The sequence below is a fragment of the Petrotoga sp. 8T1HF07.NaAc.6.1 genome, assembly GCF_016772115.1.
GTDB classification, from domain to species: domain Bacteria; phylum Thermotogota; class Thermotogae; order Petrotogales; family Petrotogaceae; genus Petrotoga; species Petrotoga mobilis.
This window is the reverse complement of sequence record NZ_AUPG01000001.1, coordinates 177,433-204,128: the sequence shown is the minus strand read 5'-3', so window position 1 is coordinate 204,128 and position 26,696 is coordinate 177,433. Positions and strand designations below refer to the sequence as shown.

Below are 26,696 nucleotides of genomic sequence, written 5' to 3'. Positions count from 1 at the left end.
AAACACTTGAAAATCATATGGAAAAGCGTATGATTAAAATGAGGGATGGGATTATTTGAGATATTAGTTTTAAATTAAAAGAATAGTCTAAGGGGGTGAGGAAGGATGAAGAAATTTTTTGTTGTTTTGTTAATCACTGTTCTGGTGTTAGGGGGTATATTTGTTTTTGGAGGAGATGATGATGGAATAGATAAGACAAGTGGTTTAAACCCACAGAGATTGTAAATGTTGTGGAAGAAGTAGAGTAAATGCTTGTTTGGGTCATTTACTCTCTACAAAAAACAACGCTTTTAAAAAGCTTAAAAGATTTAAGAAATTATCTAGATAAGTTTTTGAAGGAAAGAGAAAAAATTTAAGATTTTTTGCTACTAAGTAGTGTAGTAGAGATATTATCAACAATAACAAAATGGAAGGAGTGAAGAATTAAATGATAAGAGAAAGTAATTATAATTTCAAAATTCCTATAAAAGATGGAAAACTTCTTTTGTACAACACCAAAACAGGGGCAGTTGCAGCGGTGAAGGAAAATATTTTACAAAGTTTGAATAACCCAAAAGAAAACTTACCAAGCGATGTCATAATGATGTTGAAAACAGAGGGCTTTTTAATTCCTGAAGAAAAGGATGAAATAGTTGAAATACAAGAATGGCACAACAAACATATTAATGATTCGTCTTTAATTAGTTTAACCTTACTTCCGGCTGAAGCGTGTAATTTTGCTTGTCCTTATTGTTTTCAGTATCGAAAGCGGAATAAACTGATGAAGACGGAGGTATATGATGCTGTATTGCGATTAGTGGAACGGATGGCTTTAGAAAATTATAAACAAGGGAATAAAACATTTCTAAAGATTTTGTGGTTCGGTGGTGAACCTCTCCTGGCAACCAATGCAATTTTGAATTTCCATAAAAGGGTAAAAGAACTTTGTGAAAAATTCCCAATTAATATTAGTGGATCAATTGTAACAAATGGTTATTTTCTAGATTCAAATATATTTAAACAATTGGTCCATGCTGGAATTAATGATTTTCAAGTAACTCTCGATGGAGAAAAATCAACTCATGATAAACTTCGTGTACTCAAAAACGGAGGCCCTACTTTCCAAAGAATTTATAATAATCTGAAAAGCATTCACAATATCTCTCAAGAATTAAAATTCAATCTTGCAATAAGAGTTAATTTCCTAAGAAGTACGCTTCAATCCGTTCAAAATTTGGCTCGAAGATTTGTGAAAGACTTTGGAAACGACCATCGATTTATCATGTATTTTCGTCCAGTGTATAATTTTGAAACCACTAGAAATGATATTCATAGCTTATCAGAAGATATTTTAAGTTACAAAGATGGTATACGACAACAGTTATCTTTAGCTCTAGAGATGTTCAAAGAATTAAAGTCTCTCAGACCTGAGGCAGATCTTCTCTCTCCTTATGGAAAAATGCTTGAACTATTACCAATGCCCACTCCCTGTTGGTGCGAATCAGAACGAAGATATAGTTACATAATAGGAGCCGATGGTTTACTTTTCCCGTGTGATACGTATGTCGGTAGCAAAGAACACAGCATAGGGTATCTGGCTTCTAGTGGTGAGACTATTTACAATCAAAATTTTTCACAATGGAAAAAGTCCCTATTTTACAGTAGAGATAATCCGTGTTTAAGTTGCAGACTCCTTCCTATCTGCATGGGAGGGTGTCGTCGAACAAGAATGGCCTCTCCAAACAAAACAGCCTGTTTTCTTACAGAAGATGATATTATTTTTTCTATGCATGAGTACGCTAAGCTTTTAAATTGAAAAAAAGTTCTCTTCCAAAAAGTGTGGGTAGAAAAAAAGTAATATGAACAAATGATTAAACAATCAGGTACTATATAGGAGAACACAAAATACATAAGATGATACCAGATGAGAAAAGAGCTACCCAAATTCTTTGAACAGATACTGAATATAACAGAGCCATGGTTCATAAAAAAGATAGAGCAACAAGGAAATACAATCAACATATATGTGGATTTCAAAAAAGATGCAAAGTTTGAATACAACGGTAAATATTACAGTGCGTACGATACGGTTCAAAGAAGCCAGAAACACTTAAACCTATTCCAATATGAAACATACATACATGCGAGGGTAGCTAGGATAAAAACAGATGATGGGACAAAGACTGTAGAGGTTCCTTGGGCTCGAAAAAACTCTGGATTCACCTGATTGTTTGAAGCGTTTATCCTCGAGTTGTACAATCACATGACGGTTGCTGAGATAGCTAAAAAGTATAATATAACCCAAAATAGGTTGTGGAGAATATTAGACTTTTACTTTTCAAAGGATATGTCGGTACCTTTCAAAGTTGGAGCAAGGAAACATTTCCCCAAAGCAAAGATAATATTTGACAAATTCCATGTGCTTAATGTATTAAGTGTCCAACTTGATAAAGTAAGAGCCAGAGAGAATAAAGGGTACCATGAGATACTCAAAAGGACGAAATACTTGCTATTAAAAAATCCTAACAACCTTACCAAGAAAGATAAAGTTAAACTCGATGAATTGATGGAATATCAACATCTTGACACAGTTCAAGCCTACGGATTGGTACTTGAGTTTAAAAAGATGTTCGATTACAAAAAACCTTCTTATGCAGCTAAGTATTTTAATCGATGGTATGAAAAGGTAATGAAATCAAATATACCCGAAATGATTAAAGCTGCTAAGACTCTTTTAAATCACATAGAAGGTATCTTGTTGCACATGAAAACGAATATCTCAAACGGTAAAATAGAAGGTATGAACTCTAAACTTAGAGGATTTACTAAAAGGGCTTTTGGGTTTAAAACATTAAAGAATTTAAAAATCACTATCTTTATTGCCCTTGGTAAACTTAATTTAACTCCAGCTTAATTACCCACTATTTTCGTGATAGAACCATCTTTTTTATATATGTTTAAAGACTTGAGAAGTAATTAATTTCTAATAATAAGTTTTGAAGGGGTATATAGGAGAGAACTATCTCTACCATTGAAGTAGGCTGCTAGCCGAAGGAGAACTAGGGAAAATCAGGTGTATTACGTTGGTGGGTGTATTTTAAGAACTTTCGAATGCTCGAGATTTGATTTAAAACAAGCTTTAGAAATTCTAAAGACAGTAACTAAGCATATTATGGAAAGGAGGTGATTAGCATGGAAGTTCTCCGAAAGGGAGTGCATATTGAAGAGGATCTAAGTATTTTCGAGTGGGAATGCTTTCACTTCGCCGGTCTATGCTGCTTAGCAGGATTTTGTTGTAAAGGCGGAGGCGGTGGTAATTCCGCATTTTTTCCATGATCATAAAGTTTCAGGAGGGGAAGACTCCCCTCTTTTCCTTGTGCGCCCAGCATGTGCAATAGCTAAGCGGTGAAAGTCCGTTGTGGGCCAGGTAGCGGGAACCACTAGTCGAAGGCAAGGGTGTCCATCGTGAGGTGGAATCTGAAGGAAGCCCAAGGCAAAGTCCCGGTCCGATGAACAAGAACCAGATATAAGGCTAAGTGAAGTGGACGAGTTTGCCACTCAAAACGAAGTCCAACAGCTACCCTGAACTTCACGGAGTAGATCTGGCGGATAGATGGGATGAAAGTTATTGCACTTACCTGGGGAGATCTCAAGAATATGCTATTGAGGCAACCCATACAGCAATGTATGGCTGAATCTTGAGAAGTCAGCAGAAGTCATAGTACTCATTGAGAGATGAGGAAGGACTGAACAACAGAAGGTTTCGAATCTTGAAAGATGCGAAGGGATACGGAAAAGGCATACAACTTCGACTAGAAGGTTTCCTACATGAAGATAAGGGAGAGCCCGAAAATAATGTACCAAGCGCCTAGTATAACTTCTACATCTGAAAGAGGGAGAAACGATGTGAAGGGTCTTATACATCAAACCTGTTGAACCGCCGTATACAGAATGGTACGTACGGTGGTGCGGAAGGACGGCAGATAAATTAATTATCTACCTCCTACTCGATTTAAACATGATTTCCATTTATAAAGGAGATGATATGATAAAAATCAAGAGGTGACAATAACTCCGGATAAATAAGGTAAAATATAATAAAATATAATATCCGGAGTGGATAGGTAGTAGGTTGGATTCTTGACCGGGATAAAGATCCCGTAAAAGAGATTAATCAGACCTATTACCGAATGGTCACCATAGGGCAAAGACCCTGAATAGGAGGATGGTGAGTCACCAGTAAAGAATCTACTCCGAAAAAAATAGGAGGTAAAAGGGATGAAGTATGTAGGGGTAGATTTACACAAGAATCAGTTTAGTGTGTACTGGAAGACATAAGAAGGTAAAGGAATATTCAAAAAATATCCGATGACGAAAAAAGGAATAGAAGAGTTCAAAAAGAATTTAGACAAAGAGACAGAAGTGGCAGTAGAAGCAACGGGTAACAGCAGATTTTTCTACAACAGTATAGTTAGCCAGGTAAAGAAAGTTCGAGTAATAAATTCGTCGCAGTTCAAGGTAATAAGTGAGAGTGTGAAAAAGACTGACCGACATGATGCGGAAATAATAGCGGAGTATTTAAGCAAAGGGTTATTGCCAGAGGTAAGAGTAATGAGTAAAGAGAATAGGGAGTTAAAGAGTTTAATTCAGACAAGAAACAAACTAGTAAAGCTACGCAGTACCTTAAAAAATAAGATACATGGGATATTAATGGAATATGGAATAACGACTCGCCGGGAAATGTTTTCTAGTGAGAAGGCGTTAGAAGAAGTTAGAAATGCGGCAGTGAGTGAAACAAGCCGGTTTGAGATAGGGGTAATTGTTGACCAGATAAAGTCGTTAAATGAGGGTATAAAGAAGATAGAAGAGAAAATAAAAGGAAACGGAGAAGGATTGAAAGGCCAGAAAAATCTGCTGAGTATAACACGGATAGGTAAACTAAGTTCAACAATAATTCTGAGCAATATTGGTGACATTAATGATTTTGATAATTCTAAGAAATTATGTGCTTATGCTGAACTGGTACCCCGTGTATATGATTCAAATGAAAGTATAAGACATGGACGAATAACCAAACGAGGCGATAAGATATTACGTACTACCCTGGTACAAGTAGCGCTGATAGCGATAAGATATAGTCCATATATAAGAGGTTTTTACGAGCGGTTGAAACATAAGAAAGGTAGCGGTAAAGCAATAATCGCTACCGCACGTAAGATGTTAAGCATAATTTATGAGACCTTAAAAAACGATTGGGTCTTTGAGGATTTTAATAATTTCATATTAGCATAAAAAATAGGATAGATTCTTTACTAAAATCTTGATTTTCATCATAGGAGGAGAAATGAATTTAACAAACTTGCGTAAGATAATATCTTTTTATTCTTTGATTGGGAAACGAAGGCTTATACCCATATTGATTGGTGGCTTTCTTGCAACATCATCAGTTGTATTCGGTTTTTTCATTCCATTGCTGGTAAGAAACATCATAGACGGGTTAACTATAAATATGCAAATGGAATGGAACTCCATTTATCTTTTAGCTATCTTATACACTACCTCGTTTATCTTAACCTACATTGGCGATCAAATTTATTTACGTGAAAAATTCAAAGCTGCCGCGGATCTATCAAATCGTATTTTCAAACTCTCTTTCTTTTTCCCTTGGAAAAAACTTAAGCAACAAGGTTCGGCATACTATGCCTCTTTGATTAATAATCAACTTAACGAAGCTTTTGTCGTTCTTGATTATGGTTTTATTCGCAACATTTTTGTGCTTATACGAATGGTACTAATTTTGGTAATGGTTTTCGCTTGGAGTAAATTCTTTTTCTTCTTGTATGTGGTGAATGTGGCAATTGTAGGTCTATACACAAATATTATTGATCGAGTAAGCCATCGCCCTTACTCCCGAGGGTATGAATTAATGAGACAAGCAACGAATTTCATAGTTGAAACTTTCGAAAATCTCCATGAAATTTTTGCTGGAGAAGCAAAATCAAAACGTGAAAATGAATATGAAAGAATATACCAAAAGATTACAGACTCAGTGGTGGAAGCAGAAATACCAAGATCAAGGTTTGATAAATTGATGGTTGATCTGCCAGATTATTTTTCTCGTCTAATAATCTTGGTATATGGAAGTTTTTTAGTAATTAATGGACGTATGACCGTTGGAACAATATGGGCATTGTGGACATATTTTTCCTTTGTGACGGAACCTTTATACCTATTTAGGGAATTGGCCCGAATTGCAGTACGTGTTTCTGCAAATCTTGATACCATCCTTAATTATTTCGACGAAGCAGAACATGCACAAAAGAATTACACGAAGCATGAAATATTTCCGGTTCCAAAGGCTCCCGTATATAGTCTGAAAGATGTCAGTTTTGGTTTTGAACCTGATAAACCGTTTCTAAAAAAAATTTCCTTAAACGTTCAGCATGGGGAAACAATTGCTATTGTAGGTTTATCAGGAGAAGGAAAATCCACTTTACTCAATATACTACTTGGATTAGAGCAAAACTATGAAGGAGAAGTAAAACTCCTAGGTAATGAATTAAAAGGGACCTACCCCCTGGCAGTGTTCAAATATGTTGGATATTACTCTCAAACTGTTGGAATTTTCAATGAAACGCTTGAAAGCAATATCGTTATGGGAAGAAAGTTAGACGAGGAACGATTGGAAAAAGTAATCGATGATCTTAAATTGGATCATTTAAAAGGAAGACTTTTAGGAGAAGGAGGTAGTTTTGTTTCGGGCGGTGAAAAACAACGGATACAACTTGCAAGGTTATTTTACGCTGAAAAAGATGTAGTGGTGGTTGACGAACCACTTACTAATCTAGATACCATAAACGAAAGTATTTTACTTGAAAAACTTGAAGATTATTTATCCACACGTTCTGGGATTATTATTTCCCATAAACCAAATGTTATTAGTCTTGCAAATAGGGTATTTGTGTTAAAAAATGGAACGGTTGCAGCAACAGGTAGTTTTAGTGAGCTTATGTCTGGAGATGATACTTTCAAAGGAATAATTGAAAGCTATCTATCAAGTGCTAACGAGATCGGACGAAAGAAGATGGGATAAATCATTTGGATCTCTTTCAAAAAGTGAAGGTAGAAAAATTAGGAACTTGCGTACTAGACTATAATTAATTGTCATTCAAATAAGGAATTGGTTGGAATGTATTTATGTCTCTGGTCTAACCAATCTTTTTCACGGACATTTAATATTATCTAATGTGGACGGGGCTGTATAATAAAAATGGTTGATTAGGTACTTGACAAAAGGGGTAAAAAAAGATATCACTCCTCATAGAACAAAAAACAAAAAAATAAAAAGAGAGAGAGGAGTGATATCATGAGCAACAAAATTATAGCACAAATACTGGGTATTGACAAAGGTTTTAAGTTAAAAGATATTTAAATTCAGAATGTTCTTTCATATAATCAGAGTAGGCGAAATCGAAGTACAATTGAGAAGAGTTAGCGTTTGGCACAGTTCAAGCCGAGGGATTAGTACTTGAGTTTAAAAAGACATTCGATTACAAGAACATTCTTAAGTAAATATTTTCTATTTTCCTTTATTGCCGTTGATAAACTTAATTTAACTTTAGCTTAATTACCCACTATTTTCGTGATAGAACTTTGAATCTTTAATATTAAAGGTATTAAAAGTTAGTGAAAATCCATGTTTTAGACTTTCTGAAGACACTATTAATAACTTATAAAAAGGAGGAGATTTATCCAGTGAAATCAAAAATAATTTCTTCTAACGTTAAAAGATTTTTCGAATATTCAAAAAAGTACAAAAAGGTTCATCTTAATCTTTATCTTTTTTCAATTCCACTTACGTTTTTTTTCATAGCCAATCCCTATATCTTGAGATACATGATCGATGAAGTTATATTTCAAAACAAGTTTTCTCTTCTCTTACCTTCCATGTTGGCGTATTTAACTGTGGTAGTAGGCCAAGTGGTTTTGGGCTTTTTTGAAAATTATTATGCAAGTGCAAGTGAAGCAGATGTGATAAAGAATGAACAATTGACTTTATATGAAAAAGTTCAAAAGATTCCTTCTGCTTACTCCTCAGACAGCCAAATTGGAGATTTCCTTGCCAGAATCACATCTGATATAGCTGAAATAGCCAACTTTCTCGTACTAACAAAACCCGTGATAATATTAAACATCATAGATGTTTTCATTATTTTAATTGTTTTATCAACTTTTAGTTGGCAGCTTACTTTGTTAGTTATTGCAACGATACCGTTATATTACTGGATATTAAACCATTTCAATAAAAGATTATTAGATGCTTCAAAGAAGGAAAGAAAAGAATACAGCAAGGTCATGGAAAGTCTGAGAGAAAAGATTGAAGGGATCAATATTATAGAAACGAGATAGTTTTGAAAAACATAAATCTCTCCATTGACAAAAACGAAAAGGTAGCGTTGGTAGGAACGAGTGGATCCGGCAAAAGTACGATGGTGAGTCTTCTTGTGAGATTATATGATCCCACAAACGGTAAAATACTATTAGGGAATAAAAACATAATAGATTACAAATTACAAGAAATCAGAGAAAAGATAAAGTTAGTCAGAGGTAACGAACCCTTATTCAACATGACGGTCAAAGAAAACATAATGTTGGATGATGAATTCACTGAAGAAGAATTCATGAAGGCGGTAAAAAAAGCGAAGGTAGATAAATTCATAGGGCTTTTAGATGAAGGATACGATACTGTAGTAGGAGAAAGGGGAAGTAAGTTATCAGATGGGCAAAGGCAGAGAGTAGCGATAGCAAGAGCATTGATAAGGGAACCAAAGGTATTGATACTGGATGAAGCAACGTCTGGTGTAGATTCACAGACAGAAGAAGAAATATTCGATGAATTGAAAGAGTACGAGATGACTTTGATTATAATATCCCACAGACTATCGACGATAAGAAAAGCTGACAAAGTGATACTATTAAAAGATGGAGAGATAATGGGAGAAGGAGTACATGAAGAGTTACTAAAAAATTCTCCCCTTTACAAAGAAATAATAGAAAGTCAGTTGGTTGTATGAAAGACTAATTAGCTATTATTTTCGGGAGAACCTAATTTCTGAAAAGACGCCCAACATGGGCGTTTTTCAATTAAAATTTGCCAATAATTTCCACAAACTTTTCTCTTTCATCCCCTTCAAAAACATAAAAAGAAATGGCAGAAGGCTTTCTTTTCAACGTGTATTTTTTCACGAATGGATCAATCTCTTTTGGTACTTTCGGTGTGAATTCTTTGGGTATATCTTTTAAGTCATAGTACCTACCGTAATTCATTACGAACTTTTCTACTGTCTTTTTTTGTCTTGTATCAAGACTAACGTAATTTTCAATGAACTCTTTTAAATTCTTTTTATTTAAGTCTTTCATAAACTTCTTTACAATATCTTTCCTTCCCAAATAAAAAGGATGTCCGTTGAAAGTTATATTTTTGTCTGTGTAGATTTTTGGTTTTTGAACGTTTGTTAGTAAAAAATTAAAATCTATCTTTGGATTTCTTTCAAAGATAGAGTTTATTAACTCTTTCGTGTAGTAATCACATCTTTGTTCAATTAAACTGTCATCTTGTATCTCTTTAATTATCTTTTTTAGATCAATCTCTTCTTTGTAGTGATGAACGAGGTAAGATGTAAAGAATTCTGATATTTGTCTTTCTTTTGGAAGGTTTTTAAACTTTTCAAGGTTTATCTCAAACTTTTTATCTATATCCTTCTTTTTCAATTCTTTGATTATGCATATAGGTGTGGATGTAGTGATTTCAAACTCAAGAGCTTCTAATATGTTTCTCAAGGTACTTGGTTGAATGTACTTTGTCTTTGCAGATAAAAACTCTTTCAACGTTTTTTCAGAAACGTTCATTGAGTCTATGGGTATCTTTTCTTTTCCTATCTCTTTCCTTATGAAATCTCTTAGTTTTGGTGTACTTCTATGTTGGTTGTTATCCAAATTGAATACAAAGTATTTTAATTGGTTAATGATATCTTTAAAAGTATTTTTTATCGATTCACTTTCCGCTTTGTTTAGTTGAGATAAACACTTTGAAAAGATAAAGGCGGATTCATAAACCAAAGGATCGTTGTTATTCTTCTGCACTTGAAACATAGTATCGAGGGAATTGAAAACTTTAAAGTTATCATCATCAAAATAGTAACCAAGGTAGAATCCCAATGGAAAAGTAAAAGCTAAAGCCTTTTCTTTGTTTGTATCTTTCAACCACCAAGATAAATTATTTAAAGCTTGCACCATACCAGAAGGATGTGGAATAGTTTTTAAAACCTTAAATGCTTCGATGTTTAAAGAAACCGCTTCTTCGTATCTTTCTTCGTTCTTTTTTCCTCTTGCTTTTGATAGCATTATGAAGCCTTTGGTGGCGGGAGCATTTTCATAACTTTCACTCCAAATCCTAATGGCTTGCAGATCTTTCTCTTCAAAATTTAACTCACGAACATTCTTTAAATTCTCAACAACTATTCCTCTTAAATACTTAGGAAGTGTGGCGAATTCTTCCTTCAATTGATTGAATACTTCTTTAATTTCTTCATTTCTAGAAAGATTGACTAAAATATCTATTTTTTCAATTAAAATTAGACAATACAAACCACCCTTTTTCAACCCTTGTAACTCTTCATCTATTATCTCAAGGGCTTCATCGTATTTAACATCCCATTTTAATTTCAAAACGTTTATGTAATTGACAATGTTTTTATTTTTATCTGGTCTATCACTTTCTAAGTAATGAGCAACATAATTCAAAATTGGTCTTATGAACTGTCCTTTATTCACAATTTCAACCAATAGTTTAATGTTCATTTCTCAACCCTCTTATCCTTTACCTAATAGCAACCAAAATATAAAATAAAATTTACTTCAAAAACCTTTCTTTTAGAATGTTAACAATTCTTGAAGCTTCCATATTTTATTCTAAAGTTCATTATATCATAATTCTCTTATAATAACTAAAAGAAAGACAAAGGCATTATATCCGATAAAAACCATCATAAATAATTTTAACGTTAGTTTTTTGACCGATCTCTGCAATACTTTATCAATAGATATTTGAAGCCAATAAAAAAACAGTTGAAAACCATATGGAAAAGGGTATAATAAAAGTAGGAAAGATGAAAATTGCTTGTAACAAGTGCTTTTTAAACAAATCAAAAGATGGGACTAGAACGTTGTTGGATGAGAAAGATTAAATACGAGAAGGAGGTTTAATGAAAATGTTGAGAAGGTATTTTTGATAATGTTTATCTTGATTTCTGTCACCTTCACTTTTTCAGTGAGTTTAGAATTCGATGAAAGCTTTGTTGTTAATCTACTTGACAATGAAAACGAAATATTGGATATAGTTAGCCAAAAAGGTAAAGTATATCTTTTGTCAGAGAACGGCTTAGTGTATTTCATAGATTCAAAAGGAAATATCAACAATATAATTGATTTAAAATTAGAAAGTTACGGGAAAGCTCCTGTGAAAATCATTTACAATGGTAAAGAAATAGAAAAATACCTTTTGACTGCAGGTGGAATGGATACTTACGATGATTCTTTATATGTAGCTCTCTACAACGTAGTAAAAGTTTTCGATTCTGAAGGAGAAATTCTGAACACGATTGCATTAAACAACGATCTCAGTATAAGTGATATTAAAATAATTGATTCAAAAATATTCGTTTTAGATCAAATCAATGGCCTTTTTAAAGTGAAAGGTAATACAATAGAGAGGGTATTTCCTGAACTAGGTCAAGAATCACTTGGTATGAATTATACCAATTTAGAAGTAATAGGGGATACGATATACATAGGTTACATGTATGGTAAAACTGAACAAATTAATCAAGGAGCTTACACTACTTCTGAACCTTTTGTACAAGGGGTATATAAATTATCAAATAAAGATGGGAAATACATAGAAGAAGAAAATAAAGAATTAGGAGAAAATGCTGTTATCAATGAATCGTTTGTGACTTTTGAAAACCATTTAATCTTGTCAAAAGGAGAAGCGGAAATATTCGTATTAGATGAAGATTTGAATATAAGATTGTATATAAATAGTCCAAATTTGCTTTACTATCCGAAGTTTGCCTTTGATGAAAATGTAAATGCCGATGGGAAAAATATCCTCTACATATACAACCACAGGGACCTTAAGAGATATTTCTTTGAGTTTTCTCTACCACAAAAAATATGTAAATGGGAAACTTTTTAAATAATTAAAAAGTTGAAAGAGGAAAGGAAGCGTGATGGAATAAAATATGAGGAGGAGGTTTAATGAAAATGATTATCGAAAAGAGGATGTTGTTATTTGCTTTTTTATTTGTTTTTACCGCTTTTGGTGTTAGCAGTTTATTTGCTAACGAAACAAAGGTAGAAAAGGAGAATATGTTTATGAATATTTCTCCATCTTCTACTTTATCTTTTGCTCCGGCTGGTGATAATTCTTCCCCAATTACTGATGCATTTTCTTTTTTCGATAATAAGTTTTATGTTTACTCAGATCCGGATAACCTCCTTGTGGAAAATTTTATCGAAATCTATTCAGTTCTCAAACCTGATAATTATGCGACACATAGTATTTCTCATACATTTCCGAAAGAAGAGTATCAAGATTACGAATTAAGTAACTTAATTTTTGTAAAATTAGGATGGATACCAGGTGAAGGTTCAGAGTACTATGTTGGTTATTCGGAAAAAATAAAGGAAGTAGTTGTTTTCTCTTTAGAAGGTGATTTAGTCAATACAATAGACGTAGGAATTGATTCAAAGAATGACTTATTACTTTCCCCGCCTACTAATGTATTTATTCAAAATGGGTCTTTCAAGAAAGAAGATTTTTGGCTTATCGATAAAAAAAATAATGAAATTATCAGGATGACAATCTCAGGTGAGGTTCTTTCAACGGTAGGAATAATAAAATACGAGGGTATAGATATCCAACAGTTTGAAGAAGTCTTAACTACTGAAAGAAGTTTATTTGTTAGAGATTCTTCAAACCATATTTTTCAATACACTTACCCCCAAGGATTTTTTGAGGTAATATTTGTCGAAGAATTGAAAGATGATGAGATTATCAGTTTTGCTATCGATTCATTAGGAAATATCTTCATACTTTACCATTCTATATCGGATAACAAGCTCAAAATGGCTGTACTTGTTGAAGAAGATGATGGGAAATATACAGCTAAAATATTTCACGAGGAACCGTTTACAGAGAAACCGTTAAAATTATTGGCACACAGAGGATTTTTAATATTAGTTACTGAAGAAAACTACCAGATATATCAAACTTTACCAATAATAGAAAACCTCAATTTACACTCCTCTTTTCTTTTTTGAATTCTTCTTAGTATCTCTTTCTTCAAGCAGATATCTCTTTTTTTAAAAGATTTTTGTTTTCGGAGAGTTTGAGGGGGGTTACCCCCTCAAAGACATCGAATTATGATCTAACCAATCTTTTTCACGGACATGTAATATTATCTAATGCGAAAACTTGAAATACATTTTTGGTTGTGGTATAATCTTATAAAAGTGATGACCTTTGGTCATTTTTATTTTATTAGAGGATCAAAATATGAGGCGAAATGGTTTGGAGAAGAAAAATAAAGAGGGAAAATTGAATTTAATAATGAATGTCGCAGAAAAAATTTTTGTTGAAAAAGGTTATGAGAAAGCTACAATGACCGAAATTGCAAAGAAAGCTAATCTTGCAAAAGGGACGTTGTATTTATACTTTTCAAGCAAAAAAGATCTATATTTTACCTCTGTTGAAAGAGCGTTATCTGCTTTGCTCAGGTCTATTATTGAAAAATTTTCCTCTTGTAAAAACGGTTTTGAAAAGGTAGTATCAATGGGAGAAACATACGTATCATTCAGCCTTGAATATGTTGATTATTATAAGTTGATATTGAATTATGAAACCTTGGAAGTTCGTTTCGATGATAAAGATCCCCATGTGAAGAAGGCGTATGAAAAGAGTGAAGAGATTTTTAAATTATTAGTTAGCTCGGTTGAAGAAGGAATAAAAGATGGTTCAATAGATGAAAGATTAGAACCTTTAAAGATAGCAATGGTTTTATGGAGTGAGATAACAGGAATGGTTCAGCAAGTAAGCCTTAGAGAGACATTGTATGAAAAATGGACAGGCTTAAAGCCTCTACAAATATATGAATATTACATAGAAGTAACACAAAAGATGTTAGCTTCTTCATCATAATACCTCATCTATTGGGGTACTTTAACAAATTAATAAAATAACAGTCAGGAGGTATGCGGATGCACAAAGTCGTAATAACTGGAATGGGAACAGTAAACGCTATAGCAAAAAACACAGAAGAATTTTCAGAGGGTTTAAAAGAAATGAGAATAGGCATAGATAAGATAACTCAGTTTGATACCTCGGATCATAAAGTTAAGATAGCCGCTGAAATAAAAGATTTTGATCCTCTTCAGTATATGGATAGTAGAACCGCCAAACGTTATGATAGGTTTTTACAATTAGCTATTGCTGCCTCAGATGAGGCTATTGAGGATGCCGGATTGTCTCAAGATCAAGATTGGAGGGAAAATGCTGCAGTAATAATAGGTTCTGGGATTGGCGGTTTTAAAACCTTGTATCACGAGTTTGGAGTTCTGAACGAAAAAGGTCCGAAATATGTTAGCCCTTTTTTAATACCGATGATGATTGCAGATATGGCAAGTGGAGTTGTTTCTATAAAGCATAAATTAAAGGGACCAAATTTTACTACTGTTAGCGCCTGTGCTTCAGCTGTCCATTCAATAATAAGTTCTGTTATGTTGATAAGAAGTGGAGAAGTTGATGTGGCAATAACGGGAGGTTCCGAAGCGGTTATTGATCCTATGCCAATAGCAGCTTTTGCCAACATGATGGCTCTTTCTCAAAGAAATGATGAACCACAAAAAGCATCAAGACCTTTTGACAAAGATAGAGACGGGTTTGTGATGGGAGAAGGAGCTGGGATATTAGTTTTAGAATCAGAAGAACATGCAAAGGCAAGAGGAGCAAAGATTTATGGATATATAGCAGGATATGGAATGACAGGGGATGCTTACCATATTAGTCAATCTGATCCGCAAGGTGAGGGGGCTGCAAGGGCGATAAAGAACGCCTTAAAAATGGCTGAATTAGATCCTTCTAAGGTGGATCTTATAAATTGTCATGCTACCAGTACCCCTGTTGGAGATAATTCAGAAGTAAAAGCTATTAAAAAAATATTCGGTGAATTTGCGGATAAACCGTATTTACAGTCAACTAAAACCTTGATAGGACATACTTTAGGAGCTGCAGGGGCAATTGAATTAATAGCTTCAATAATAGAAAGCCATAATCATTTTGTTCATGGAATGCCAAATTTAGAAGAGCCTGATGAAGAGATGAAAACGCTCAATATCCCAAGAGAGACTCAAGACGCTGAAGTAAACGTAATTTTAAAGAACTCCTTTGGTTTTGGGGGACACAATGCGTCTCTAATTTTTGTTAAATCATAAAAGGGGGCACAATTATGCCTAAAATAGGAATAGTAACCGATAATACCTGCGACATTGATCCAAAACAATTAGAAGAAATGGGGATAGGCTGTGTTTCATTGTATGTAAAGATGAAAGACAAGTTTGAAAAGGCTGTGGATATTGATGTAGACGACTTCTATGAGTTTTTAAAAACGTCTGACTATATACCAGCCACTTCCCAACCGACGCCTCAAGATTTTGAAGAGGTATACAAAAAAATGCTTAAAGATTACGATGAATTGATATCTGTCCATCTATCAGGAAAACTAAGTGGCACCTATAATTCTGCTAGGATAGCCGCTAAGGAAGTAGATGAAAAAAGGATCCATATAGTGGAAAGTTATGAAGCTACATGGGGATTAGGTTATGTAGTACTAGAATTAAAAAAGCTTATAGATTCAGGAGATTATAGTATAGAAGAGTTGAAGAGTTTTGTGGAACATTTTCAAGAAAAAGTGAATGTATACTTTACCGTAGGAAGTTTAAATTATCTTGCAAAAGGTGGAAGAATAGGAAAAGCAACTGCTTTTGTGGGAAGCATGTTAAACATTAAACCATTGTTAAAACTGGAGAATGGTGAAATATTGCCCGTTAAAAGGATTAGAGGATACAATAAAATAATTAAAGAGCTTACTACATTGGCAATGGAAGAAAAAGGCAGAGGAGAGTTAAAGAATATAACCGTTGAACATACAGGGAGCTTAAAAATAGGTGGCGATTTGTTGGATGAAGTAGTTAAATTGGGAGTACCGAGGGAAAAGATAATCTTTGAACCGATGGATATAATAATAGGTATGCATTTAGGGCCTGATTCTGGTGGAATAGTAACTACATGGGAGTGAAAATTATGAATATAGAGGAAATAATGAAAATATTGCCCCACCGTTACCCTTTTTTGCTTGTTGATGGGGTTTTAGAATTAAATGAAGAAAAGATCAAGGCGTTTAAAAACGTTAGCATTAACGAACCTTTTTTTCAAGGTCATTTCCCAAATTATCCCATAATGCCAGGAGTACTCATTGTTGAAGGTATGGCTCAAACTGCAGGGTTATTGCTTCTAAAAGATACGGATGAGAATGTAATTCCTTTGTTTACGGGTATAGATAAGGCTCGATTTAAAAAGGAAGTAAGACCTGGAGACAAACTAATATACGATTTAGAGATTCTACAGAGGAAAGCAAACATGTTTAAATTAAAAGGAATAGCTACTGTTGAAGAACAGGTATGTGCACAAGCAGAGATAATGGTAGGTATCAAAAAGAGTTGAAGATGGAGGTGCTGATTTGGAACCAGTAAAAAATAGGGTTACTGATTTATTGAAAATTAAATATCCCATATTAGAAGGCGGAATGGCATGGGTGGGTACTGCAAAATTGGCTGCAGCTGTTTCAAATGCTGGTGGATTAGGAACTATAGGTTCTGGAAACATGGACGCAAAACTTTTAAAAAAACAGATCGATTCAATAAGAGTAATGACTGATAAACCTTTTGCGGTAAACGTAATTATGCTTAATCCTCATATAGACGAAGTCATAGATTTGATAATTCAAGAAAAAGTGCCCGTTGCTATTTTAGGAGCTGGAAATTCTAGCAAATATATTCCAATGCTTAGAGAAAATGGGATAACAACCTTAGCGGTAGTCTCGTCAGAAAATCTGGCTTTGAGATTAGAAAATGCTGGGGCAGAGGCTATAATAGGCGAAGGAATGGAATGTGGTGGACACATCGGCGATGTAACTACCATGGTCTTGATTCCAAAGCTTTCCAGTATGTTATCGGTTCCTGTAATAGCAGCCGGTGGGATTGCTAACGGACCTGGTGCGGTTGCAGCTTTATCCTTGGGGGCAGAAGGCATTCAGATGGGGACTCGTTTTATAGCCACAGATGAATGTGAAGCCCATGAAAATTATAAACAGAAAATAATAAATGCAGGTATTAGGGATACTATAATTACAGGTCAGAAAATGGGTCATCCGGCTCGCATAATAAAGACAAAATTTGGTAAAAAAATAGCTAAGTTAGAAGCTTCATCACCTGAAGAAGCAGAAGAAGCTTTGGTAGGAAGCCTTATGAGGGCTTTCTTGTACGGTGATGAAGAAAGTGGGTCTTTTATGGCAGGACAATCCTCTGGTTTGATCGATGAGATAAAAAGTGTTAACGAAGTTATAGAAGATATAATGTCGTATATCTTGAAAAATTACGACTTAGAAAACAATGTCGATGAAAGGAGGAGATAAGTTTTGCGATGCTTTGTTTTTACAGGCCAAGGATCTCAATACTTAGGAATGGGAAAGGATATATTAGAAAAAAAGCCTGAGTATGAATTATACTTTGATAAAGTTAAAAATAAGATTGGAGTAGATATAAAAAGTATAATATTTGGAACTGATGAAAAAGAGCTTACCTTAACCCAAAATGCCCAAGTCGCTATACTCACAATTAGCTATATGAAATATTTGAATGCTTTAGAAGAAGGTCTCATACCTGACGTGGTAGCTGGTCATTCTTTAGGGGAATGGACAGCACTTTTAGCTGCAGACGTGATCAATTTTGAAGAGGCAGTTGAAGCGGTTTATTATAGGGGATTGTACATGAGTGAAGCCTTTGAACCAGGAAAAGGCGGTATGGCAGCCGTGATAGGGATGGATTTAAATGATATTGAAAAAGTTTTAGCCAATTATCCAAACGTCCAAATAGCTAATTACAATTCTCCTTCACAGATTGTTATAAGTGGGGAAATGGAAGAACTTTTGATCTCTATGGAAAAGCTCAAGGAAGGAGGAGCCAGAAAGGTCGTACCGTTGAATGTAAGCGGTCCGTTTCATTCGAAATTTCTAAAAGATGCAGAAGAAAGGTTAAGAAGAAAAATTGAACATTTAGAATTCAAAAAACCAAGGGTTCCCATTGTTCAGAATGTGACGGCGAAGTTTGAAACAGATCCTGTTATCATCAAAGAAAATGTAATTAAGCAAATAACTTCTCCCGTTAGATGGATAGAATGTGTCGAAGAATGTGTGAAAAATGATGTGGATGAATTTGTTGAAATTGGACCTACAAATGTGCTCACAAAATTTATTAAACAAATAAATAAAACCGTTAAACTACTTAATATATAAAAATTGGGGGTGTTCCCTTTGAAATTAAATCAAAAGATTGCGATCGTAACAGGTGGCTCTAGAGGAATAGGGAAAGAAATATCTCGGAATTTCATAAAAGAAGGGGCCACCGTAATAGCGATCGCTATAGATGAAAGACCTCAAATAGAAGAAAATGAAAAAAGTGATTTTCCAGAAGATAGGTTCATTTATTACCAAGCAGACATAACCGATTTCAATGCGATTAGCGAAATTGTGACTGAGATATATAACAAATACCAAAAAATAGACATATTAGTAAACAATGCCGGAATGGCAAAAGATAACTTCTTGGTTATTATGAAAGAAGAAGATTTTGATAAGGTAATTCAGGTGAATTTAAAAGGAACTTTTGTTATGACAAAAGCGGTTGCAAAGATAATGAGAAAACAAAAGTTTGGGAATATAATAAGCATGGCGAGCGTGGTAGGAATTGAAGGTAACATCGGTCAAACTAATTATTCGGCAGCAAAAGCAGGTATAATAGGAATGACAAAATCTTGGGCGAAAGAACTTACAATGAAAGGAGAAAATATCAGAGTAAACGCTATTGCGCCAGGATTTGTTAGAACAGGGATGACCGAAAGTTTAAAGGAAGAATTAATAGAGTATGTTGTAGAGAATACGTGTTTAAAACGATTGGGAGAACCTCAGGATATAGCAAAATTAGCCGTATTTTTAGCCAGTGATGATTCTTCCTTCATAACGGGACAAGTTATAAGGATAGACGGTGGATTAAGAATTTAATTATACTGAATTAAAATCCCGAGGCAATTAAATGTACAACCTCGGGATTTTGTTTTCAAAAGAGATGATACACTTTAAAGATAGAAACGGTTATAAGGGAAGTTACCGCCATAATCTTGATTAATATATCTAGAGAAGGACCAACAGTATCTTTCAGTGGATCACCAACTGTATCACCCACAACTGCTGCTTTATGGGCATCGGTACCTTTCCCTTCTCCTTCAACGCCTCCAGCTTCTATTCTCTTTTTTGCGTTGTCCCAAGCACCTCCAGAATTAGCTGTAAATATTGCTAACATAACACCACTGAGAGTAGTTCCAATCAAAAGTCCTCCTACAAAGTTTGGTCCTAGTAAAAATCCAGAAATTATAGGGGTTAGAGTGGCGATAAGGGCAGGGAATTTTATTTGACTTAGCGAACCTTCACTACTAATCCTGATACATCTTTCGTAATCTGGATCTGTTGTGCCCTCCATCAATCCAGGGATTTCTCTAAACTGTCTTCTTACCTCATCCACCATCTTGTTAGCTGCATTTACCACGGCATTTATTAGAAAAGAACTAAAAAAGAAAGGTAATGCCGCGCCGAAAATAGCACCGGCTATTGTTCTAGAATCTATCATGTTCAAGATCAGAATATTTTCTAAATGCCCTACTCCTCCATCTCCAGGACCAGCTTGAGAATAAATAAAAGATGCGAAGAGAGCTAATGCCGCTAAAGCAGCCGAACCGATAGCAAAACCTTTTCCTATAGCAGCCGTTGTGTTCCCTACAGAGTCTAGTTTATCGGTTATCTCTCTAACTTCAGGCGGCAATTTTGCCATTTCGCTTATCCCACCAGCATTATCTGCTATTGGACCGTACGAATCAACTGAAACCGTTGTGGCAACGAAAGAAAGCATACCCAAAGCTGCCATTGCTACACCATACAATCCTGCTATTTCGAAGGACACAAGAATTCCCAACATCAAAAGGAAAACAGGCAAAAGAACGCTTTCCATTCCCAACGCTAATCCTTTTGTAATGACAATAGCTGAACCACCCTTAGCGAATTCACTCAATTCTTTTGTAGGATGGTATGCATCATTAGTGTAATATTCTGCTATAAGTCCCATAAAAATACCGTCTACTATGCCGATAACAGCCGCCAACCAAGGTGAGAAGTATCCCAATCTGAAACCAATATTTTGAAATTCGGTAATACTGATCCCCCTCAAGTAGAAAAAGCTAAGGAAAAAAGTTAAAATTACAGTTAAAAATGCTGATGTCATCAAAGATATATTCAAATCTCTATGGGGATCATTTGAAGGTTTTTTTAAGATTATATACAATATTCCAATCATCGAAGAAATTAATCCTAAAGATATAAAAAGTATAGGATAGTAAGTTAATCTCATTGTGGAATCATAAGAAAAGTTTTGAGGTCCCAAAAGGAAATGAGTATATAATATTAGAACTATAGATGAAATTACCGCACCTACATAACTTTCCAACAAATCTGCCCCAAGTCCTGCAACATCTCCAACATCATCTCCCACGTTATCGGCGATAGTTGCGGGATTTCGTGCATCATCTTCCGGTAAAGCCAATTCTGTTTTTCCAACCAAGTCTGCTCCCATGTCCGCAGCTTTTGTGTAAATTCCTCCACCAACCCTATCAAACATAGCGATTATTGAGCATCCAAGGGCATATCCTGAAACGGTCATGGTGAAAGGAATATAATTTATTCCCAACCAATTGACTTTGATTACCAAATTTTCCGCAGAAAGCTGTCCTAACCAATTTCCAAAGATAATATATACTAAAAATAAACCTAATAGAGCCAATCCAGAAACGCTTAGCCCCATAACACTTCCACCTTGAAATGCAACTTTCAGAGTTTTTCCAATACTTTTCTCTGTACGAGCTTTATTGCTAACTCTGACGTTAGCGTAAGTAGCTATTTTCATACCTATGTATCCAGCAAGGGCACTCATAAAAGCCCCCATTACAAAAGCGGCTCCAACATACCACTCTACCACGATACCTAAAGCTAAAGCGATAAATATTCCATAAATCGTCAATACTTTAAGCTCGTGGTTAACAAAGGCGGAAGCACCAATTCTAATAGCCTTTGCAATGTGTTGCATCTTCTCTGTACCTTCGTCTAAAACAACGACCTGTCTAAAGTTAACACTTGCAAATATTAAAGCTATTACTGGAACTATTGCCAAAATCCATAGACTACCCACTGTTTCACCTCCAAAGTGTTGTGAAATTTGAAGTATAACATTATACCCCATTTTATTATACCATCCTCTACTCAAAAAAATAAGTTTTAAAAATGGCAGTTAAATGTGATTAGGAACAATTAAACGACTTTAAAAACAATTAGAAGGGTATATCTTCCAAATGGTATTTATTGTTTTTCTAAATACTTTTGATAAAATATATAATAAAGAGCAGAAGTTTTACGGAAAAATAATATGTATATTGTGTTAAATATCACAAAAAAGGAGGAGTTAATTTGTTATCCGAAATGAGTTTAAAAGAATTTTTAGAAAAGCTTTCGTCCAACGAACCCGCTCCCGGGGGTGGAAGTGCAGCGGCATTATCGGGTTCTATAGCAGCTAGTTTGGGATGTATGGTAACAAATTTAACTATCGGCAAAAAAAAGTACGAAGAAGTTGAAGAAGAAATGAAAAATTTGAAATTAAAGTTAGAAGAGTACAGAGACAAATTCCTTCAACTTATGGAGGAAGATGCAGAAGCTTTCAACGGGGTGTTAGAAGCATTAAAGCTTCCAAAAAGTACTGAAGATGAGAAAAGAGTCAGAAATGAAAAAATACAGGAAAATACGAAAAAAGCCACACTTGTTCCGCTAGAAATAGCCAAAGACGCGTTGGAAGTCATGGAACTTTCGGGGATTACAATAGAAAAAGGTTATAAAATGGCTAAAAGTGACGCAGCTATTTCCCTTGTAATGGCAAAAGCAGCGGTTGATGGTGGATTATATAATGTAAAAATAAATCTTCCATCGATTAAAGACGAAGATTTTCTAAGAGACATCAACAGTCAAATTGAAAAAATTGAAGGAGAAGCAAACACTCTTGAATTAAGACTGCTATCCAAAGCTAATATATAATTTTAAAAAAGGGGGTGGAACATAATGGCTGAAGAAGAATATTTAAGAGAAGAATTAATGAAAAAAAAGAAAACTTTAGAAGCAGAAAAGAAATCTATAGAAAAGTACATGGGCCCTCATGAGCATGATGAATCTCTTGAGAAAGAATGGGAAAGGATTAACCAAGAATTAGAGCAAATAGAAAAACAGTTGGAAGAAATAGAGAAAGAATAAAAAGTTGGCCGGATTTTTCTTACCGGCCATATTTTATAATATTCATTTGGAAAGGATTTAGGGGTGAAAATAAGTTTGATTTTCTAGCAATTCTTCGTTTGGTACGTTTCGAATCTCTTTGGCGGGAACACCGACGTATATTTTTTTTGGTTCCAAATTTTTAGTAACCACGCTTCCGGCGCCAACCAACGCATCTTCTCCAATTATTTTTCCTGGTAATATTGTTGCGTTAGCTCCTATTCTTGCCCCCTTTTTGACAACTGGACCTTTGAAAAGCGTTTTTCTCTTCTCTGTTCTTCCTAAAAATTGATCGTTGGTAAAGGTAACTCCTGGAGCTATGAAACAATAATCTTCTATTGTAGAGATGGCCGTAATGTAAGCCTCTGTTTCTATCTTTACGTACTTACCTATTCTACTTTTATTTTCTATTGTAGCACCTTTTCCGATGATAGTATTTTCTCCAATTTCTACATCTTCTCTTATGCTCGTCAAATCTCCAATAAAAACGTCATTTGATATTTTAGTACCTTTATATAAGATGCAACATGCTCCCACGATGACATTATTGCCCAAAGTTATAGGAGAAAAAGTTTTTGTTTCTGTTGTGGCAGAATTTTTAGCTTTAAGAGGAGATTTCCCTATTATAGAATTATCTGATATTGTACAGTTTTCTCCAATAATACTATCTTCTTTAATTATTACATTATTTCCTATTATAGTACCTTTTTTAATAACAACATTTTCTTCAATTATAGCATTGTAACCTATTTTAACGCTAGTATCAATTTTGGCACTTTTGGCTATATAAGACGACATTTTTATCCCCCTTAGTCTTATAAAAATTGATTTTAACTGTACTCTTTTAAAACTTCCTCAAATATCTTATCGTCTATCAAACCTTTAACAGTTTTTCCCTTTTTGATCCTTTGTCTGATATAAGTGGAAGATATTTCAACAATAGGACTTTCCAATTTTACATAATCAAAATCTACACTGTATGAATTTTTTTCTTCGAAATATCTGGGATAAACTACTATTTTTACTTTCTTTAATATTTCTTCCCATTTATACCATTTGTGAAAGTTTTTAAGGGAGTCTTCACCTATCAAAAGATTAATGTTTTTATCAAAATTTGATAAATATTCTATGGTCCTTATTGTGTATGATGGTGAGGGTAGTTTATTTTCTATATCGCTTACTTCGAAATAATGTTCAAAAAAAACCCTCTCACACCAAGAATACCTCTTGTCGAAATTTGCTATGAAATCTATGCTTTTGTGTGGGGGATTTTTAGACGGTACTATTAAAAACCTATCAGGGTTAAATTCATCATAAGCTATTTCAGCAATTATTCTATGACCTATATGAGGAGGATTAAAACTACCTCCAAAAAGCATTAGCATGAGAAACACCTTTTCTTATGGTATGTATTCAAAAGAAAAATTTCCAATGTATACCGTGTCTCCTTCTTTAACTCCTGCATTTCTTAGAATTTTATTCAATCCGTTTTTTTCTAATGTATTTAAAATTAACAGACGAGAATCTTTTTGATGGATATCGTATCTACTTAGCAACTTTTCAATGCCGTCTCCCACAACTTCAAATGTTTCATTATCCAACTTTACAACGTTGATTTTTATAAAAGGATCGGGTTCATAGTTGACAGGTTGTATTTTTATTTTTTCTGTGACATTGGATTTTAACCTTTTTTGGAAGAACTTTTGCTGTTCAATTTTTTCTTTGCTTATACTATTCCATACAATAGTTATGAGCTCTTGAATGTTTTCACCAGTATAAGAAGATATAGGATAAATATCTTTACCCGTTCTATTTTTGAAATCCGTCAATCTCTTTTCGAGGGTGTCTTTGTCTACCGCATCTATCTTATTTGCAACAATAATCTCTTTCTTTTTCAAAAGAATATGAGAAAAAGACTCTAATTCTTTTCTAATATTTATATAATCCTCTACTGGGTCATCTCTTTCAAAGCAAGATATATCTATAAGATGTACCAAAATAGAACATCTTTCAATATGCCTTAGAAATTGATCTCCTAGACCTTTTCCCAAATGTGCTCCCTCTATAAGGCCGGGGATATCAGCTACTACGAAAGAATAATCTGTGTCGACTTTTACCACACCTAAATTTGGAACTATAGTTGTAAAAGGGTAATCAGCGATTTCCACTTTGGCGTTTGAAATCCTTGAAATTAATGTTGATTTACCAACGTTAGGATAACCAATCAAGCCAACATCTGCGACAATTTTTAAAATGAGCTTTAGATTTTTGACTTCACCTTCCACACCTTTTTCAGCGATCCTTGGAACTTGTAGAGTTGAAGTTGCAAATCTGGCATTTCCCTTGCCACCCTTACCACCACGAGCAACAACCAAATATTGCTGTGGAGCTTTTAAATCTGAAAGCAGTTCGTTGGTTTCAAGATCATAGATACAAGTGCCAACAGGTACCTCAATCAAAACATCTTCTCCGGCTTTTCCAGCTTTATTTTTATTTTTACCGTTTTCCCCGTTTTCTGCTCTAAAAATCTTCTTGTATTTAAAATCTACCAATGTATTTTTATTGAGGGTTGATTTGATGATGATCGAACCACCATCTCCTCCGTCTCCACCATCTGGTCCGCCTTTTTCTACAAATTTTTCTCTTCTAAAGCTTACAGCTCCATCGCCTCCTTTTCCAGCAATCACTTTGATGTTCACCTCATCTACAAAATCACCGATCAAAACGTTACACCTCCACTTATTTATCAAAAATTCTTTTAATAGAATTTTTATCGAATCCAAATTCTTCTTCCTCGTTGTTCCCTAAAGGTTCTACGTGGATCATCACATCTTTTATGTAAGGATTTATTTTCTTTAATTCCTTTTCAACTTGCGACGCTATTTCATTAGCTTCTTTTACGCTCATTTCTTCTTCGACTTCGATATGAAGTTCGACAAAATAAACATATCCTGCTTTTCTCACCCTGATTTTATGAGGATTATTGGCTTTGCTAACTTTTTCAACGGCTTCTAAAGTATTGTAATAAATTTCTCCTAATTCTTTTGAACTACCCATAAACTCATCTGAGGTTTCTAGAAACATCTTTATTCCAACTCTGAATATGAACGCGGATACAATAATCGCCACCAGCGAATCCACCCACATTATGTTTAACGTAAGGTAAAATATAATGCCAATTAATACAGACAAAGAAGTTAAAATGTCATTTCTCATATTTAAAGCATCCGCCACTATAGAAGAGTTTCTTATTTTATTTCCGACGGAGAATTTATATTTGTATAAAAAATATTTGGTAAATATCGAAATCAAAGAAATCCATAGCACTAAATAAGGCCTATAAATTGAAAAACTATGGGTTATTATACTTTGAATAGCACCTATAAGAACCTGAAAACCGGCGTAAATAATCACTAAAGATAAAACCTTAGTAACTATCGTTTCAGCTCGTTCATGGCCAAAAGGATGGCTCTCATCTGCGGGTTTACTTGAAATTTTCGATGCAATTAAAGTTAGTATGGAAGTTATTATATCCGTTGTAGTATCTATTCCATCAGCTAAAATCGCCATGCTCCCCGTAATGAAAGAGATAACTAATTTAAAAAAAGCAAGAGCACCGTTTATTATTATTCCCATCCAGGAGGCATTTGCGGCTAATTTTTCTCTTGTTGAATTAATCTGAAAATTTTCTTCATTTAGTGTTTTCTTCAAATAGTATTCTCCTTTGTTGACTTCAGTGAATGTCAGCTAAAATTGAAATTCAATACACCTATGTGCATTGCTTATTATACCACAAGTAATATTCTTTGAATGCAATTTTTTTTCACATAAAGTTCTTTTATGATATAATTTAAATGAGTAATTAAATGGGTGAGCAGTGGGGCGAAAAGTGCCAAAGCAACTAAAAGC

25 protein-coding genes are annotated in these 26,696 nt (G+C 34.3%); 19 read left to right on the top strand and 6 right to left on the bottom strand.

Annotated features, from left to right (window positions below):
* Positions 1–427: 427 nt before the first annotated feature.
* From NAAC61_RS00985 to NAAC61_RS10535, 8 genes are all read left to right on the top strand, one after another.
* Entirely contained in the window at positions 428–1,795 is a 1,368-nt protein-coding gene (locus NAAC61_RS00985) for a radical SAM/SPASM domain-containing protein (RefSeq protein WP_012208878.1), read from the top strand.
* A 108-nt stretch (positions 1,796–1,903) separates the two neighbouring features.
* On the top strand, positions 1,904–2,206 hold the full coding sequence (locus tag NAAC61_RS00980) for a transposase (RefSeq protein ID WP_049755288.1): 303 nt from the start codon (positions 1,904–1,906) through the stop codon (positions 2,204–2,206).
* Positions 2,207–2,893 (top strand): ISL3 family transposase, encoded by a 687-nt coding sequence (locus NAAC61_RS00975; RefSeq protein ID WP_041534075.1) that lies wholly within the window; start codon positions 2,207–2,209, stop codon positions 2,891–2,893. It abuts the gene before it with no gap.
* 637 nt (positions 2,894–3,530) lie between these two features.
* Positions 3,531–3,674, top strand: a complete 144-nt coding sequence (locus tag NAAC61_RS00970; protein ID WP_155811065.1) for a hypothetical protein — start codon at positions 3,531–3,533, stop codon at positions 3,672–3,674.
* Positions 3,675–4,329: 655 nt separating this feature from the next.
* Positions 4,330–5,271, top strand: coding sequence for an IS110 family transposase (locus NAAC61_RS00960; protein ID WP_337919676.1), 942 nt, complete (start codon positions 4,330–4,332; stop codon positions 5,269–5,271).
* 52 nt (positions 5,272–5,323) lie between these two features.
* Positions 5,324–7,072 carry an ATP-binding cassette domain-containing protein gene (locus tag NAAC61_RS00955; protein ID WP_012208876.1) on the top strand — a complete coding sequence of 583 codons (1,749 nt, stop codon included), beginning with the start codon at positions 5,324–5,326 and terminating at the stop codon, positions 7,070–7,072.
* A 662-nt stretch (positions 7,073–7,734) separates the two neighbouring features.
* A complete protein-coding gene (locus NAAC61_RS10540) occupies positions 7,735–8,388 on the top strand; it encodes an ABC transporter ATP-binding protein (RefSeq protein ID WP_012208875.1) in 654 nt (217 codons plus the stop codon).
* Between the two features lie 2 nt (positions 8,389–8,390).
* Positions 8,391–9,053, top strand: a complete 663-nt coding sequence (locus tag NAAC61_RS10535) for an ATP-binding cassette domain-containing protein (protein ID WP_012208874.1) — start codon at positions 8,391–8,393, stop codon at positions 9,051–9,053.
* Positions 9,054–9,123: 70 nt separating this feature from the next.
* Here NAAC61_RS10535 and NAAC61_RS00945 read toward each other — a convergent pair whose 3' ends face one another.
* Positions 9,124–10,839 carry a hypothetical protein gene (locus NAAC61_RS00945; RefSeq protein WP_202694959.1) on the bottom strand — a complete coding sequence of 572 codons (1,716 nt, stop codon included), beginning with the start codon at positions 10,837–10,839 and terminating at the stop codon, positions 9,124–9,126.
* A gap of 433 nt (positions 10,840–11,272) precedes the next feature.
* Here NAAC61_RS00945 and NAAC61_RS00940 point away from each other — a divergent pair, with 433 nt between their 5' ends.
* From NAAC61_RS00940 to NAAC61_RS00900, 9 genes are all read left to right on the top strand, one after another.
* A complete protein-coding gene (locus tag NAAC61_RS00940; protein ID WP_202694958.1) occupies positions 11,273–12,235 on the top strand; it encodes a hypothetical protein in 963 nt (320 codons plus the stop codon).
* Between the two features lie 62 nt (positions 12,236–12,297).
* Positions 12,298–13,362, top strand: a complete 1,065-nt coding sequence (locus NAAC61_RS00935) for a hypothetical protein (protein WP_202694957.1) — start codon at positions 12,298–12,300, stop codon at positions 13,360–13,362.
* A gap of 235 nt (positions 13,363–13,597) precedes the next feature.
* A complete protein-coding gene (locus tag NAAC61_RS00930; RefSeq protein WP_202694956.1) occupies positions 13,598–14,239 on the top strand; it encodes a TetR/AcrR family transcriptional regulator in 642 nt (213 codons plus the stop codon).
* Positions 14,240–14,298: 59 nt separating this feature from the next.
* Complete coding sequence (gene fabF / locus NAAC61_RS00925) at positions 14,299–15,531, top strand: beta-ketoacyl-ACP synthase II (protein WP_202694955.1); 1,233 nt, start codon at positions 14,299–14,301, stop codon at positions 15,529–15,531.
* 14 nt (positions 15,532–15,545) lie between these two features.
* Positions 15,546–16,394 (top strand): DegV family protein, encoded by an 849-nt coding sequence (locus NAAC61_RS00920; protein WP_012208861.1) that lies wholly within the window; start codon positions 15,546–15,548, stop codon positions 16,392–16,394.
* A 5-nt stretch (positions 16,395–16,399) separates the two neighbouring features.
* On the top strand, positions 16,400–16,819 hold the full coding sequence (gene fabZ / locus NAAC61_RS00915; RefSeq protein WP_121515037.1) for a 3-hydroxyacyl-ACP dehydratase FabZ: 420 nt from the start codon (positions 16,400–16,402) through the stop codon (positions 16,817–16,819).
* Between the two features lie 16 nt (positions 16,820–16,835).
* Positions 16,836–17,789: a nitronate monooxygenase gene (locus NAAC61_RS00910; RefSeq protein WP_202694954.1), complete on the top strand. Its 954-nt coding sequence runs from the start codon at positions 16,836–16,838 to the stop codon at positions 17,787–17,789.
* A 3-nt stretch (positions 17,790–17,792) separates the two neighbouring features.
* The gene (gene fabD, locus NAAC61_RS00905) at positions 17,793–18,668 is read left to right on the top strand and encodes an ACP S-malonyltransferase (protein WP_121515035.1); all 876 of its coding nucleotides are present in this window, start codon (positions 17,793–17,795) and stop codon (positions 18,666–18,668) included.
* 18 nt (positions 18,669–18,686) lie between these two features.
* A complete protein-coding gene (locus tag NAAC61_RS00900; RefSeq protein WP_012208857.1) occupies positions 18,687–19,433 on the top strand; it encodes a beta-ketoacyl-ACP reductase in 747 nt (248 codons plus the stop codon).
* 55 nt (positions 19,434–19,488) lie between these two features.
* Here the strand turns inward: NAAC61_RS00900 and NAAC61_RS00895 are convergent, their stop codons facing one another.
* The gene (locus tag NAAC61_RS00895) at positions 19,489–21,714 is read right to left on the bottom strand and encodes a sodium-translocating pyrophosphatase (RefSeq protein WP_237729687.1); all 2,226 of its coding nucleotides are present in this window, start codon (positions 21,712–21,714) and stop codon (positions 19,489–19,491) included.
* A 224-nt stretch (positions 21,715–21,938) separates the two neighbouring features.
* Between NAAC61_RS00895 and NAAC61_RS00890 the strand changes: the two genes are divergently transcribed.
* Positions 21,939–22,556, top strand: a complete 618-nt coding sequence (locus NAAC61_RS00890; RefSeq protein WP_202694953.1) for a cyclodeaminase/cyclohydrolase family protein — start codon at positions 21,939–21,941, stop codon at positions 22,554–22,556.
* A 24-nt stretch (positions 22,557–22,580) separates the two neighbouring features.
* Positions 22,581–22,769 (top strand): hypothetical protein, encoded by a 189-nt coding sequence (locus NAAC61_RS00885; protein ID WP_202694952.1) that lies wholly within the window; start codon positions 22,581–22,583, stop codon positions 22,767–22,769.
* A 57-nt stretch (positions 22,770–22,826) separates the two neighbouring features.
* Here the strand turns inward: NAAC61_RS00885 and NAAC61_RS00880 are convergent, their stop codons facing one another.
* Genes NAAC61_RS00880 through NAAC61_RS00865 form a run of 4 tightly spaced genes read right to left on the bottom strand, consistent with a single transcriptional unit; the run spans position 22,827 to position 26,498 of the window.
* Positions 22,827–23,585, bottom strand: coding sequence for an N-acetyltransferase (locus tag NAAC61_RS00880; protein ID WP_202694951.1), 759 nt, complete (start codon positions 23,583–23,585; stop codon positions 22,827–22,829).
* A gap of 32 nt (positions 23,586–23,617) precedes the next feature.
* The gene (gene nadD, locus NAAC61_RS00875; RefSeq protein ID WP_237729686.1) at positions 23,618–24,166 is read right to left on the bottom strand and encodes a nicotinate (nicotinamide) nucleotide adenylyltransferase; all 549 of its coding nucleotides are present in this window, start codon (positions 24,164–24,166) and stop codon (positions 23,618–23,620) included.
* Positions 24,167–24,187: 21 nt separating this feature from the next.
* Complete coding sequence (obgE, locus tag NAAC61_RS00870) at positions 24,188–25,510, bottom strand: GTPase ObgE (protein WP_121567550.1); 1,323 nt, start codon at positions 25,508–25,510, stop codon at positions 24,188–24,190.
* Between the two features lie 16 nt (positions 25,511–25,526).
* Positions 25,527–26,498, bottom strand: coding sequence for a cation diffusion facilitator family transporter (locus NAAC61_RS00865; RefSeq protein WP_121567544.1), 972 nt, complete (start codon positions 26,496–26,498; stop codon positions 25,527–25,529).
* Between the last annotated feature and the right edge of the window lie 198 nt (positions 26,499–26,696).